General features: G+C 60.8%; 11 protein-coding genes. 4 read left to right on the top strand and 7 right to left on the bottom strand.

What is annotated here, in order from left to right; all coding sequences use genetic code 11:
- Nucleotides 1–10: 10 nt before the first annotated feature.
- The 3 genes from BMZ91_RS10275 (at nt 11) to BMZ91_RS10265 (ending at nt 2,847) form a co-directional block, all read left to right on the top strand.
- Entirely contained in the window at nt 11–814 is an 804-nt protein-coding gene (locus BMZ91_RS10275; RefSeq protein WP_092838263.1) for a ferritin-like domain-containing protein, read from the top strand.
- Nucleotides 815–992: 178 nt separating this feature from the next.
- Entirely contained in the window at nt 993–2,312 is a 1,320-nt protein-coding gene (locus BMZ91_RS10270) for a M23 family metallopeptidase (RefSeq protein WP_177193838.1), read from the top strand.
- Entirely contained in the window at nt 2,302–2,847 is a 546-nt protein-coding gene (locus tag BMZ91_RS10265) for a bactofilin family protein (protein WP_092838094.1), read from the top strand. Before BMZ91_RS10270 ends, BMZ91_RS10265 begins: the two co-directional genes overlap by 11 nt.
- 144 nt (nt 2,848–2,991) lie before the next feature.
- Here BMZ91_RS10265 and BMZ91_RS10260 read toward each other — a convergent pair whose 3' ends face one another.
- The 3 genes from BMZ91_RS10260 to BMZ91_RS10250 all read right to left on the bottom strand — a co-directional run bounded on the left by BMZ91_RS10260 (nt 2,992) and on the right by BMZ91_RS10250 (nt 7,016).
- Nucleotides 2,992–3,576: an HNH endonuclease gene (locus tag BMZ91_RS10260; protein WP_092838091.1), complete on the bottom strand. Its 585-nt coding sequence runs from the start codon at nt 3,574–3,576 to the stop codon at nt 2,992–2,994.
- Between the two features lie 177 nt (nt 3,577–3,753).
- The gene (locus BMZ91_RS10255) at nt 3,754–5,574 is read right to left on the bottom strand and encodes an ABCB family ABC transporter ATP-binding protein/permease (protein ID WP_092838088.1); all 1,821 of its coding nucleotides are present in this window, start codon (nt 5,572–5,574) and stop codon (nt 3,754–3,756) included.
- A 65-nt stretch (nt 5,575–5,639) separates the two neighbouring features.
- Nucleotides 5,640–7,016, bottom strand: a complete 1,377-nt coding sequence (locus BMZ91_RS10250) for a LysM peptidoglycan-binding domain-containing protein (RefSeq protein ID WP_245736305.1) — start codon at nt 7,014–7,016, stop codon at nt 5,640–5,642.
- Between the two features lie 103 nt (nt 7,017–7,119).
- On the opposite strand from BMZ91_RS10250, the gene BMZ91_RS10245 reads away from it, so the two are divergent.
- Nucleotides 7,120–7,671: an LOG family protein gene (locus BMZ91_RS10245; protein ID WP_092838085.1), complete on the top strand. Its 552-nt coding sequence runs from the start codon at nt 7,120–7,122 to the stop codon at nt 7,669–7,671.
- On the opposite strand, the gene rarD is transcribed toward BMZ91_RS10245, so the two are convergent.
- The 4 genes from rarD to BMZ91_RS10225 form a co-directional block, all read right to left on the bottom strand.
- Nucleotides 7,632–8,528 carry an EamA family transporter RarD gene (gene rarD / locus BMZ91_RS10240; protein ID WP_092838082.1) on the bottom strand — a complete coding sequence of 299 codons (897 nt, stop codon included), beginning with the start codon at nt 8,526–8,528 and terminating at the stop codon, nt 7,632–7,634. The two genes, BMZ91_RS10245 and rarD, sit on opposite strands and share 40 nt — an antisense overlap.
- 162 nt (nt 8,529–8,690) lie before the next feature.
- Nucleotides 8,691–9,290: a superoxide dismutase gene (locus BMZ91_RS10235; RefSeq protein ID WP_092838079.1), complete on the bottom strand. Its 600-nt coding sequence runs from the start codon at nt 9,288–9,290 to the stop codon at nt 8,691–8,693.
- 110 nt (nt 9,291–9,400) lie between these two features.
- On the bottom strand, nt 9,401–9,970 hold the full coding sequence (locus tag BMZ91_RS10230; protein ID WP_092838076.1) for a sarcosine oxidase subunit gamma: 570 nt from the start codon (nt 9,968–9,970) through the stop codon (nt 9,401–9,403).
- Complete coding sequence (locus BMZ91_RS10225) at nt 9,963–12,974, bottom strand: sarcosine oxidase subunit alpha family protein (RefSeq protein WP_092838073.1); 3,012 nt, start codon at nt 12,972–12,974, stop codon at nt 9,963–9,965. Before BMZ91_RS10225 ends, BMZ91_RS10230 begins: the two co-directional genes overlap by 8 nt.
- Between the last annotated feature and the right edge of the window lie 20 nt (nt 12,975–12,994).

Below are 12,994 nucleotides of genomic sequence, written 5' to 3'. Positions count from 1 at the left end.
CCTGTCGCAGATGGCGGTCGAGGTGCTGACAACCGCCGACGGCCATGAAAAAACCGCGTGCTCGCGGGCGCATGCCAAGACCTGGTTTGCCGCCCGCGCCGCCGGGCGTACCATTCCCATTGGCAATTCTGCCCCGCCTCTGCAACCGGCCCGCCCGGCGCGGCCCGCGCTGCTTGATCCGCGCGATGTGCCGCGCCGACGCCCCGGATCAGAAAAGGGCCGGATCGCCATGCTGCATGCGGTGGCGCATATCGAGCTGAACGCCGTTGACCTGCACTGGGACATCATCGCGCGCTTTGCCGACACCGAAATGCCGATTGGATTTTACGACGACTGGGTCAAGTCCGCCGATGAAGAATCAAAGCATTTCAATCTGATAAGCGACTGCCTTGAAGCCATGGGGAGCCATTATGGCGACCTGCCCGCCCATGCCGGCATGTGGCGCGCCGCCGAGGATACCGCCGATGATTTCATGGGCCGCCTCGCCGTGGTGCCGATGGTGCTTGAGGCGCGCGGCCTTGATGTGACCCCCGGCATGATCGCGCTGTTCACCAAGGCCGGTGACACCGCCGCCGTCGAGGCGATGCAGGTGATCTATGGCGAAGAGGTGGCGCATGTCGCCTTTGGCTCAAAGTGGTTTCATTTTCTGTGCGGACGTCACAACCTTGACCCAAAGGACGTGTTTCATGATCTTGTGCGCCGCTATTTCCACGGCCCACTCAAGCCGCCCTTCAACGAGGAAAAGCGCGCCGAGGCAGGAATACCGCCGGATTTCTACTGGCCCCTGACCGAAATCACCCCTCCGAAAGACTAGCCAAGCCTTTGGGGATCGGCGGTTTTTTGCCAATCCAGCGGGAAACGGCCCAATTCACCCCCTCTTTTGGTCAAAATTCTTGCCCAAAGGTTAAGCACTGGCTAAGCACACTGGAGGACGCCGAAAATTCAATCAGAGCGTCAGAGGTTGCGAGGGGCAAAAAAGGGGACAAGACCGCGTGAGAACACGACTTGCGATCAAAATGAACACCATATTAGAGCGCTACTTTCCCGAACGTCGGGTCTTTTTGCGTTCTGACACCGACACCCGGTTTATCCGGCTGCGCCCCGCCACTCAGCTGATTGCCTTCTCGGGCGCGGCTGCGATTGTTGCCTGGGCGATCATTGCCACCTCGATCCTGTTGATGGACAGCATCGGCGCCGGCAATTTCCGGGAACAGGCCAAGCGCGATCAGCGCACCTATGAAAACCGCCTCAATTCCCTGTCGCACGAACGCGACAAACGCGCCGAAGAAGCGATCGCCGCTCAGGAACGATTTAGTTCCGCCCTCTCGCAGATTTCGGTGATGCAATCGGAATTGCTTGCCTCTGAAATCCGCCGCCGCGAGCTTGAAACCGGCATCGAGGTGATCCAGACCACCCTGCGCCGCACCATGACCGAACGCGAAACCGCCCGCGAGGAAAGCATCGCATTGGCGCTTGCGCTTGAAGACGACAATGCCTCGGGGGGCGATGCCAGCAATGCCGCGACCGACGACGGCACCCTGAATTTCCTGACTGCCGCCTTGCAGGATGCCGCCCAGCAACGTGACGATACCATCGCCAATGCCGAGGACGCGCTTTTGCATGCTGATGAGATGGCCCATCAGATCCGCCTTATGCAGGATCAGAATGAGCAGATATTCAGCCAGCTTGAAGACGCCATGACAATCTCGGTCAAACCGCTGGACAAGATGTTTCGCGATGCAGGCCTGAACACCGACAGCCTTATCGAAACCGTGCGCCGGGGCCATTCCGGTCAGGGCGGCCCGCTCACGCCACTGTCGTTTTCGACCCGCGGCGAGGCGCCCTCGCCCGATGCCGAGCGCGCCAATCGTATCCTGGGTGAGATGGACAAGCTGAACCTTTATCGGATTGCCGCGCAAAAGGCGCCCTTCTCGATCCCGGTCAAGAGCGCGTTCAGATTCACATCAGGCTTTGGCAAGCGGTGGGGCCGGATGCATCAGGGCACCGATTTCGCCGCCGCGCATGGAACGCCGATTTATTCCACCGCCGATGGCGTGGTCATTCACGCCGGATGGCTCTCCGGGTATGGTCGCCTGGTCAAGATCCAGCACGAGTTCGGCATCGAAACCCGCTATGCCCATATGTCAAAAATACGCGTCAAGGTCGGGCAAAGGGTCTCGCGCGGGGAACGGATTGGTGATATGGGAAATTCTGGACGTTCCACGGGCACGCATCTACACTATGAAATCCGCGTCGGCGGCAAGCCCGTCAACCCGATGATATATATCAAGGCTGCAAAAAATGTTTTCTAAGAGCAAAATCAACGAACCCGCGCAAAAGCCGAACGAGGCAAAACCGGCCCCGACGGAAAACCGGCTTGATTCCGCACGCCCCGACAGCTCGGGCGCGTCGAGCACGGAATTCAAGGCCTCGGCCCCCAAGGCCAAGCCGCCTGCTTCGGTGCTCTCGTCGGATCTGCATGTGACGGGCAACCTGAAAACCACCGGTGACATTCAGGTCGAAGGCACCATTGAAGGCGACATTCGCGCGCATCTTCTGACCATCGGCGAAGGCGCGACGGTCAAGGGTGAAGTAATCGCCGATGATGTGGTTATCAATGGCCGCATCGTGGGTCGTGTACGCGGCCTCAAGGTGCGCCTGACCTCGACCGCACGGGTCGAAGGCGACATCATCCACAAAACCATCGCCATCGAATCCGGTGCCCATTTCGAAGGCTCGGTCCAGCGCCAGGATGACCCGCTCAGCGGCAAATCCAACGCGCCCAAACCGGTTGCCGCCAGCAGCGCGCCGCCGCAATCGGCCGCCGCCAAACCGGCACAAGGCTAAGGTCTTATTACGACTCTTGATTTCAAAAGGCGCCCTGCCCACCTGCGGCAGAGGCGCCTTTTCTACCTGCGTAGGGTCGGTTAAACCCGCGCCGCTCAAGCGTCAAGTTTTGCGTCTGCGTAGGGTCGGTGAAACCCACGCCGCTCATGCGTCGAGTTCTGCGTCCCAATAGAGGAAATCAAGCCAGCTTTCATGCAGGTGGTTTGGCGGAAACTTCCGCCCCATGTTACGAAGCTGTTCAGGCTCGGGCGGGCGCGGTGCCTTGCGCAGGCTAAGCCCCGCCTGGCGCAGGCTTTTGGAGCCCTTGCTCAGGTTGCAGGGGCTACAGGCCGCCACCACATTTTCCCAGCTGGTCACGCCACCACGGGCGCGCGGCACCACATGATCAAAGGTAAGCTCGCCCTTCGCGCCGCAATACTGACAGCGAAATTCATCCCTCAGAAATAAATTAAAGCGCGTGAAGGCCACGCGCTTTTGAGGTTTTACATAGTCTTTCAATACAATTACCGACGGTATCCGCAATGTCATGCTCGGGCTTCTGACGCAATGGTCATACTCTGCCACGATATCGACCCGCTCCAGCCAGGCCGCCTTGACGGCCTCCTGCCAGGTCCAGAGTGACAGCGGGTAATAGGATAGCGGCCGGTAATCGGCGTTTAGAACAAGCGCCGGATAGCTCCGAAGCGCGGCCGGTTCTCTGACAAATTCCGTTCTGAAATCGCCGTCCATGTAACTGACTTCCCTTCACCCGGATCGTGGTCGCGACAGGTTCATGGGCGGGCGCCCCTGCACCTTCCTAAGACCTACTATATATCGCGGTCAAGAACTGGCAAGTGCGATATGTAGCGCCACAATCTCGCGCGCCCTCAGATTCGCAGTGCGCCTGTCTTTATGGCAGTTCCCTGCTCAGGCCGCGACCTCATCCTGTTCGCGCGCCTGGCGCTGCCAGAGGCCGGCATAGCGACCCTGACGCGCCAAAAGCTCGGCGTGGTTGCCCTCTTCGACCACCCGGCCCTCTTCCAGAACGACAATCCGGTCGGCATCGGCAATGGTCGAGAGGCGGTGCGCGATGGTGATCACCGTGCGCCCCTCGGCGGCCTTGGCAAGCGCGCCCTGAATGTCGCGCTCGGTCTGGGTATCAAGCGCGCTTGTGGCCTCGTCCAGCAACAGGATCGGCGGATTTTTCAACAGGGTCCGGGCGATCCCGACGCGCTGTTTCTCGCCCCCCGAGAGCTTGAGCCCGCGCTCGCCGACCGGGGTGTCATAGCCCTCTGGCAGGCTCACGATGAAATCATGGATCTGCGCGGCGCGCGCGGCCTCTTCGATCTCGGCCTGGGTTGCGCCGTCGCGCCCATAGCCGATGTTATAGCCGACCGTGTCATTGAACAGCACCGTATCCTGCGGCACGACGCCGATCATCGCATGCAGGCTGTCTTGCGTCACGTCGCGCACGTCCTGACCGTCAATCAGAACCGCACCTGATTGCACGTCGTAAAACCGAAACAACAATCGCCCGATAGTGGATTTACCCGAGCCCGAGGGGCCAACCACGGCCACCGTTTGACCGGCGGGCACATCCAGAGTGACCCCCTTCAAAATCGGTCTCTTGCTGTCATATCCAAAGTCCACCGCTTCAAGACGCACCGACGCGCCTTTCACTTTTAGAACATCGGCATCTTTTTTATCCTCAACATCTGGCTCTTGCTCTAATAAATCGAACATTTCCCCCATATCAACCAGAGACTGGCGAATTTCGCGATAGACGGTTCCGAGAAAGTTGAGCGGCATGGTGATCTGAATCATATAGGCGTTGACCATGACGAAATCGCCCACAGTCATGGCCCCGCTTTGCACGCCAAAGGCCGCCATCACCATCACCGCGACAAGCCCCCCGGTGATCAGAAAGGATTGACCAAAGTTGAGGAAGGCCAGCGAATAGGAGGTCTGAAGCGCTGCGCGCTCATAGCCCGCCATCGCCGCATCATAGCGCATCGCCTCGCGGGTTTCGGCGCCGAAATACTTGACCGTCTCGAAATTCAGCAGGCTATCGACCGCCTTCTGGTTGGCGTCGGTATCCTGATCGTTCATCTCCTTGCGCAGCTTTACACGCCACTCGGTCACCTTGAAGGTAAAGGCCACATAGGCCGCGATCACGCCCATCACCACGACAAGATACCAGACGTCAAACATCACCCAGAGGATGACACCGATCATCAGCAGCTCAAGCACCAGCGGCCCGATGGAAAACAGCAGGAACCGCAACAGGAATTCCACGCCTTTGACCCCGCGCTCGATAATCCGGCTAAGCCCGCCGGTCTTGCGCGTGATGTGATAGCGCATCGACATTGCATGGATATGGCGAAACGTCGTAAGCGCAAGCGACCGCAGGGCGCGTTGTGCCACACGCGCGAAGATCACGTCACGCAGTTGCTGAAACCCGACATTCATCAACCGCGCCATGCCATAGGCCACGGTAAGCCCGACCGCGCCCGCGCCAAGCATCCAGGCGGCGGGTTGTCCCTCACCGGCCAGGGCATCGACCGCCGCCTTATAGAAGAACGGCGTGCCAACCGCGACGAATTTGGCCACGAAAAGCGCCAGTATGGCCAGCACAACCCGCCGCTTGACCCAAGGCTGATCGGCGGGCCACAGGTATGGGGCGACGCGCCGAATTGTGCGCCAGCCGTTGCTGGGCATTTCGGAACTTGTCACTTGGGAGTGGCGCATGGGCAAGCCTTTTCAATCGCTTGTCACACAGATAGACCGCCGATAGGCCAATTGCCAGCCCCGCCCTATTGCGGCAGAGTGAACACCTGTCCGGGATAGATCAGATCGGGGTCGCGGATCCGGTCGCGATTGGCCTCGTAAACGCGCACATACTGGATGCCATCGCCGTAAGTCTCACGCGAAATCGCCCAAAGTGTCGATCCCGGCTGAACCGTGACGGCGCGCACGCGGGCGGTCTGATCGGCATTGTCCTGCGTCGCAAGGATCGCCTGATCCTCGCGCTTGAAGGGCGTCTCGACGCGCGAAATGACCGATCCCTCGGCGCTTACCTCATCGACGCGCAGGGTATAAACCCCGGTATCTACCTCTGGAAGATCGCTATTCCAGTTGCCATCCGCCGCCACACGCGAGGTCGTAACCGGCCTGTTATCAAGGTAGATGCGAACGAATCCAGTGCCTTGGGCGCGACCAGAGAGATGAACATCGCCATCGTCGGAATAGGTGATCGCGTCAAGCGCCACGCTTGACATGACCTCGGGTGCCGCCCCCGCCGCAACCGGGGCCTGAAGCACCCGCACGCCAGTGTCATCGGCCAGAAGAACAGTTGGCGAGGCCGACGGCCTTCGCGTTTCAGGTTTTGGCGTTTCGGGCATTGGTGGTTCGGGCATTGCCGATTCGGGCCTTGGCGTTTCGCGCCCCGGCGTTTTGGGGGCGGCCACAACAACCGAAGGGGCTGGCGCGGCAAGGGCCTCTGGCGTCTCTGTCGCGGGTGCCTCAACATCTGGCGTCAAAGCCTGTTCTGTGACCTCTGTTGTGGCCTCGGATATCGTAGCCTCGATTATGTCGGGTCTTGGGGTCATTGGCTCCGGGGCGGGCGCGGGATCGGAAACCGCCAGGGCCACTGTGGATACGGTCTTATCGGGGGCCTCATCTGCGACGGCGACCGGGGTGCCCGCGATGATGATTTCATCTCCCGAGGCCAGCGTTTCGCCGCCCTCGGACGGCGTCATGCTCAGCGACAGAATGCGCGGCTGATCGCTAGCGGGAAGCTCAAGGAACTCTACGAATTTGCCTGTAGGGTCGCTCACCGCCGTCGCAATTCCAATGCCATCCAGCAGAACCGAAATCACCCATCCCGGCGCGCCCTGACCTGCGACAAGCATCTGTCCGTCCGGGTCAAGCCGGAAGGTGTCGATTGACGGCGGATCGGGCATCGCGGGCGCGACCGGGGCCTCTGCCACGTCGGGCTCGCCTGACGGTTCGGTCTTGGCGGGCGGTTGCGCAACCGGCTCGGGCTGCGCCTCGACGGCTGGCCTTGGTGCGGGTGCTGTTGCGGGATCAAACAGGCCGCCGAGATACATCGCCAGCCCGGCGAACCCAACGACAGCAGCCCCCGCAGCCGCAAGCGCAGGACCTGTTCGTAAACCGGCCAATTTGCTCATGTTTTTCCTTCCGCCCCGTCCCCAGCACAGTGCACGGTTGCCGCAGAATAGCAACAAGGCTATCACGGGTCAAAGCAACCATTTCCTAGCCTGGGGTGATTTCATGACAGTCCTGTCCGTCTGTGTCTTTTGCGGCGCACGTCCTGGCAAAAACCCACGATATAGCGAAGACGCCACCGCCGTCGGCGAGATGTTGGCGCAAAACGGCTGGCGGCTTGTCTATGGCGCGGGCGATGTCGGGCTGATGGGGGCCACCGCGCGCGCAGCGCAGAACGCGGGGGGCGACACCTTTGGCGTGATCCCGGTGCATTTGATGAGTCTTGAGGTGGGCAAGACAGACCTGACCCATCTCGTGGTCACCGAAACCATGCACGAGCGCAAGAAGGTCATGTATATGAACTCGGACGCCATTGTGGTTTTGCCCGGTGGCGCCGGATCGCTGGATGAGTTTTTCGAGGTTCTCACCTGGCGCCAGATCGGCCTGCATGCAAAGCCCATTTTTCTATTGAATACCGAAGGGTACTGGGCGCCCCTCATGCAATTGATGGATCACGTCGTGGACCAGGGCTTTGCCGATGAATCCCTTAAGGACTTCATGCAAGCCGTTGATAGTGTTCAGGATTTGATAATTGCTCTGCGCGCCGCCCTGTCCTGACGCAAGGATGCGGTGGTATAGATCGCGAGCGCGGTCCAGATCATCGCAAAGGCAATCGCGTGCCAAAAGCTGAAGACCTCGCGGAAAAGCAGCGTGGCGACAAGAAATTGCAGGCTCGGGTTGAGGTATTGCACAAGGCCCACGGTCGCCAGCCGGATGCGCTTGGTGGCATAGCTGAACATGATCAGCGGCGTGGCGGTCAGCGGCCCGGAAAACGCCAGCAGCGCGCTGTCGCGAAAGGACGTGCCAAAGGCGCCATGCCCGTCGGAATGAAACCACCACAAAACCGCCAGGGCAATCGGTGACAAAAGCATGACCTCGGCGGTGACCGACACCACGGGGCCAACCGAAAGCCCCTTTTTTACAAGGCCGTAAAGCCCAAAGGATGAGGCCAGAATAAGCGCGATCCAGGGCGCCACGCCAAGGCCCACCGTCAGCGTCACCACCGCCGACACCGCCAAGGCCACCGCAACCATCTGCGCCCGGCCAAGGCGCTCGCCAAAGGCCACAGCGCCCAAAAGCACCGCCACCAGCGGAAAGATGTAATAGCCCAAGGAGGCCTCGACCGCACGGCCCACCTGAATCGAGGTGATGAACACGAACCAGTTGGTCGAGATCATCAGCGCCGCAAAACCGATCAGAAGAACCGAACGGCGGTTCCGAACCGTTTGACCCAAAACAGAAATCCGCCCCTGCACCAAAAGGATCAGCGCAAAGAAAACACAGGACCAAAGCGTGCGATGCGCGAGAATTTCAATCGGCGGGATATGCTCCAGCAGCTTGTAATAAATCCCCGACAGCCCCCAGATCGTGCAGGTGGCGACCATCGCAATGATCCCTTTTGTCGCCTCGCGCATGGGGTGTCCTATGGGTTTTGATGTCTCTCAACCTGCTGCCTGATCCTGCGGGGCAAGGCAAGGCGATACGCGCCAAATTTGCGCCAAGGCACGAAAAAGCCCCGCTGACGACGCGCCAGCGGGGCAATTCTCAGGGGCGAACGCGCCCTGATATCGCTTGGGTTACATCCGCGAGGCGACGTTTTCCCAGTTCACCAGATTGTCGAGGAAGTTGGTAAGATAGGCCGGGCGCTTGTTGCGGAAGTCGATGTAATAGGAATGCTCCCACACATCACAGCCCAAAAGCGCGGTCTGGCCAAAGCAGACCGGGTTGACGCCATTCTCGGTCTTGGTGACCTTCAGCGAGCCGTCGCTATCCTTGACAAGCCAGGCCCAGCCAGAGCCGAACTGCCCTGCGCCAGCGGCGGAAAACTGCGACTTGAACTCGTCAACCGAGCCAAAGCTGTCGGTGATGGCTTTTTCAAGCTCGCCGGGCATGCCGGTTTTCTTGGGGCTCATCATTTCCCAGAACTGATTGTGGTTCCAGAGCTGGCTGATGTTGTTGAAGATGCCGTTTTGCGCCACGGCCGTCTTGTCATAAGTGCCCTTGATGATCGCCTCAAGCGACTTGCCGTCCCACTCGGTGCCGGAAATCAGCTTGTTGCCGTTGTCGACATAGGCCTTGTGGTGCAGGTCGTGATGATATTCGAGCGTTTCGGCGGACATGCCATGCGCGGCAAGCGCGTCGTGGGCATAAGGAAGATCGGGAAGTTCAAAAGCCATTGGGTTATCCCCCTGTTCTGTGCGTTCAAATCAGATGCCCCATACATGGTGGCCTGATCCCGCAAAGGTCAACCCCGCTTGGCGGAGTTTTTCTGTCGGGTTTGGCGGGATCAGGCGAAATAGCCCACTTCGCCGCCGGGTTTTGCCGATGTTTTCAACAGGTTGAAGGCGTAATCCGCAACCGAGCGGAAACAGATCAGATGAAACGCCCCCGCCTCGTCAAGCCAGAAGGCGGCAGGCACCTGCGCCATGCGGGTGCGGCGGAACATGCCGGGAGTAAAGGCCTCTGGCGAGAGGTCAACCGGGCAAAGCTTGGCCAGAACCTCGCGTGCACCCGCACCGCTGATGCGCAGGAAGGTGCGCGCGTCAGAGACGTTGACGACCAGGAAATGCTGACCGGCAAGGGCTTTTTCGATCTTTGCAAGCGTAGCCGCCACATCGCCATAAGGGCACATCAACAGCAATTCATCCGGCGACATCCAGAGCGCGGCGGTGTCACTCCCGCTGAGCGCCTGACGCTGGCCGGGCACGGCCAGCCCGGTGGCCGCCTTGACGGCCGCCTTGACCTCTTTGCTGGCCAGATCCCCGCGCAGGGTGATCATCCCGTGCAGGCCCTGATCCTCGATCCGGGCAAAGCCATCATAGCTGGCCCCGGCCAGTGCGCTGACTGCGTTAGACATTTTGCTTTTCCCCGTCTTTGTCGAAAAAGATCGGATCGACAATTCGCGCCTTGACGATCCCGCCATCCACCTTTGGAATCTCGATCACATCGCCCATCCGATCCGGCCCATCAAGCACAAGGCCCATGGCAATCCCGCGCCCGAGCGTCGGCGAATAATAGGTCGAGGTGACGCGCCCCTGGGTTTCACGCTGACCATTGGCATTATGGCCCGCCGCCGTGGCATAGGCGCCATCGGGCAGGACCGAACCATCAAGCGTCTCAAGCCCGACCAGCTTCCAGCGTTTCGGATCGGCCATATGGCTGCGTTCCTGGGCACGTTTGCCAAGATAGTCGTCTTTCTTCTTGGAAATCGCCCATTGCATGTTGAGATCCTGCGGGATCACCGTGCCGTCGGTCTCATCGCCGATCATGATAAAGCCCTTTTCGGCGCGCATCACATGCAGACCCTCAGTGCCATAGGGCATCACGTCAAATTCGCCGCCCGCCTCAAGCAAAGCATCCCAGAGCGCGCGGCCATAGCTTGCAGGCACCGCAATTTCATAGCTCAGCTCGCCCGAGAACGAAATCCGATAGGCGCGCGCAGGCATGCCCGCCAGCGTGAGATCCTTCCAGCCCATGAAGCTGAGGCCCTCGGCGCTCAGGTCATCCTCGGTCAGCTTTTCAAGAACCGCGCGGGCCTTGGGGCCAACCACGGCGATTTGGGCATATTGCTCGGTCACATTAGCGGTATAAACCTTCCAATCCCACCATTCGCATTGCAGCCAGTCTTCCATATGGCCATGGATCGCTTCGGCGCCGCCGGTGGTGGTGTGACATAGGAAGGTATCCTCGTCGATGCGCGCAACCACGCCGTCATCCATCAAAAAGCCGTTTTCGTTGCACATCAACCCATAGCGACAGCGGCCCGGTTTCAGGGTGCTCATCATATTGGTGTAAAGCATGTCGAGAAACTTGCCCGCATCCGGGCCCTTGACGATGATCTTGCCAAGGGTCGAGGCATCGAGAAGGCCAAGCGCACCACGGGTCTGGTTGATCTCGCGGCTGACCGCGTCGCGGTGGCTTTCCTCGCCGCGTGGATAGCAATAGGGGCGCCGCCATTGACCGACCGGTTCAAAATGCGCGCCGTTCTCTTCGTGCCAGCCATGGATCGGGGTCTTGCGCAGCGGCTGGAATATCTCGCCGCGCGCCTCGCCACCGATAGCCGCCAGTGAAATCGGCGTGTAGGGCGGGCGGAAGGTGGTTGTGCCGGTCTGCGGGATCGGCTGGTTAAGCGCGTCCGAGAGAATGGCCAGACCGTTGATATTGCTCAACTTGCCCTGATCCGTCGCCATGCCGAGGGTGGTATAGCGCTTGGCATGCTCGACACTCTCAAAGCCTTCGCGCGCGGCAAGTTGCACGTCCGACACCTTGACGTCGTTCTGATAATCCAGCCAGGATTTCATCCGCAGATTGATGCCCGCGCCCTGCGGCATGAGCCAGACCGGCAGAAGCGGCGCCTCATCGCTCGCCGAGCCTTGCGGCGCAGCGACGTTCTTCGGCTTGTGCCCGCTGGCCGTGGCCGCCGCCTTGCCCGCCGCGTCGGCGTCGGCCAGCGTCGCGGCCAGATCGCCCGCGCCATTGGCAGCACCCGCCACGATCACAAACCCCTCGCCGGTTGCGCCGAGCGGCGGCTTGCTGGCGTCGGGGCGGAAATGGGCGCGCTCGGCGTCCCAGATCAGCTTGCCACCGCAATGTGACCAGAGGTGAACCACCGGCGACCAGCCGCCCGACATGGCAACCGCGTCGCAGTTGATTTCTTCGAGCACAGCGCCTTCGCCGGCCTGTGCGCAGATCGCCACGCCGGTGACCCGCTTGCCGCCCTTGACCGAGGCGATGGCCTTGCCGTTCTCGACCCGGATGCCAAGCGCGCGGGCCTCATCCGCCAAGGCCCCGCCGCCCGAGGCGCGGGCATCAAGGATCGCCGGTATGTCGAGGCCAAGATTTTTGAGCGTGATCGCGGTGCGATAGGCATCGTCGTTATTGGTCACGACAACCGTGCGATCACCAATCGAGACGCCGTAGTTCACCGCGTAGTCGCGTACCGCGGCCGCCAGCATGACGCCGGGAATGTCATTACCGGCAAAGCTGAGCGGGCGCTCGATGGCGCCGGTGGCGGTGATGATCTGGCTGGCCCGAATGCGCCAGAGGCGGTGGCGCGGCGCGTCCACGTCGGGCGCGTGATCGGTGATCCGCTCATAGCCAAGCGCATAGCCGTGATCATAGACCCCTGCCCCCATGCAACGGTTGCGCAGGGTGACATTGGGCATGTCTTGCAATTTTGCAATAATGCCCTCGATGAAGGCCTCGACCGGCGCACCATCGACAGTGCCGCCATCGACCGGCGCGCGTCCGCCCCAATGGGCGGTCTGTTCCAGAACCATCACCTTGGCGCCGGATTGAGCGGCGCAGAGCGCGGATTGAAGCCCGGCCACACCACCGCCGATCACAAGCACGTCGGTGAAGGCATAAAAATGCTCATAGCGGTCGCCATCGCGGTCTTTCGGCGCTTTGCCAAGACCGGCAGCGTGGCGGATGAAGGGCTCGTAGACATGTTTCCAGAACGGGCGCGGATGGATGAACATCTTGTAATAAAAACCCGCAGGCATGAAGCGGCCGAGTTTCGCATTGATTGCGCCGACGTCGAAGTCGAGGCTTGGCCAGTGATTCTGGCTATTGGCCGAAAGCCCGTCAAACAGCTCGGTCGTGGTGACCCGCTGGTTCGGCTCAAACCGCGCGCCGCTGCCGAGGCCGACAAGCGCGTTGGGTTCTTCGGCCCCACTTGCCACGATGCCGCGCGGGCGGTGGTACTTGAACGAGCGCCCCACCAGCATCTGGTCGTTGGCGAGTAGAGCCGAGGCTAGCGTATCGCCGACATGGCCGCGCAAGCGTTTGCCGTTAAAGGTAAAATTGACGGCGCGGCCCGTGTCGAGAAGGCGGCCGCCGGTGGCCAGACGTGTGCTCATGGGCTAGACCCTCGTGCCTG

It is taken from the genome of Roseovarius lutimaris, from assembly GCF_900115165.1.
Lineage (GTDB): Bacteria > Pseudomonadota > Alphaproteobacteria > Rhodobacterales > Rhodobacteraceae > Roseovarius > Roseovarius lutimaris.
This window is presented reverse-complemented; position numbering and strand designations above follow the sequence as displayed.

What these genes read in the sequence shown, in the direction of transcription:
- BMZ91_RS10275 (WP_092838263.1), top strand. Translation starts at nt 11, where the DNA reads ATGGCGGTCGAGGTGCTGACAACCGCCGACGGCCATGAAAAAACCGCG.
- BMZ91_RS10265 (WP_092838094.1), top strand. Translation starts at nt 2,302, where the DNA reads ATGTTTTCTAAGAGCAAAATCAACGAACCCGCGCAAAAGCCGAACGAG.
- BMZ91_RS10260 (WP_092838091.1), bottom strand. Translation starts at nt 3,576, where the DNA reads ATGGACGGCGATTTCAGAACGGAATTTGTCAGAGAACCGGCCGCGCTT.
- BMZ91_RS10255 (WP_092838088.1), bottom strand. Translation starts at nt 5,574, where the DNA reads ATGCGCCACTCCCAAGTGACAAGTTCCGAAATGCCCAGCAACGGCTGG.
- BMZ91_RS10250 (WP_245736305.1), bottom strand. Translation starts at nt 7,016, where the DNA reads ATGAGCAAATTGGCCGGTTTACGAACAGGTCCTGCGCTTGCGGCTGCG.
- BMZ91_RS10245 (WP_092838085.1), top strand. Translation starts at nt 7,120, where the DNA reads ATGACAGTCCTGTCCGTCTGTGTCTTTTGCGGCGCACGTCCTGGCAAA.
- rarD (WP_092838082.1), bottom strand. Translation starts at nt 8,528, where the DNA reads ATGCGCGAGGCGACAAAAGGGATCATTGCGATGGTCGCCACCTGCACG.
- BMZ91_RS10235 (WP_092838079.1), bottom strand. Translation starts at nt 9,290, where the DNA reads ATGGCTTTTGAACTTCCCGATCTTCCTTATGCCCACGACGCGCTTGCC.
- BMZ91_RS10230 (WP_092838076.1), bottom strand. Translation starts at nt 9,970, where the DNA reads ATGTCTAACGCAGTCAGCGCACTGGCCGGGGCCAGCTATGATGGCTTT.
- BMZ91_RS10225 (WP_092838073.1), bottom strand. Translation starts at nt 12,974, where the DNA reads ATGAGCACACGTCTGGCCACCGGCGGCCGCCTTCTCGACACGGGCCGC.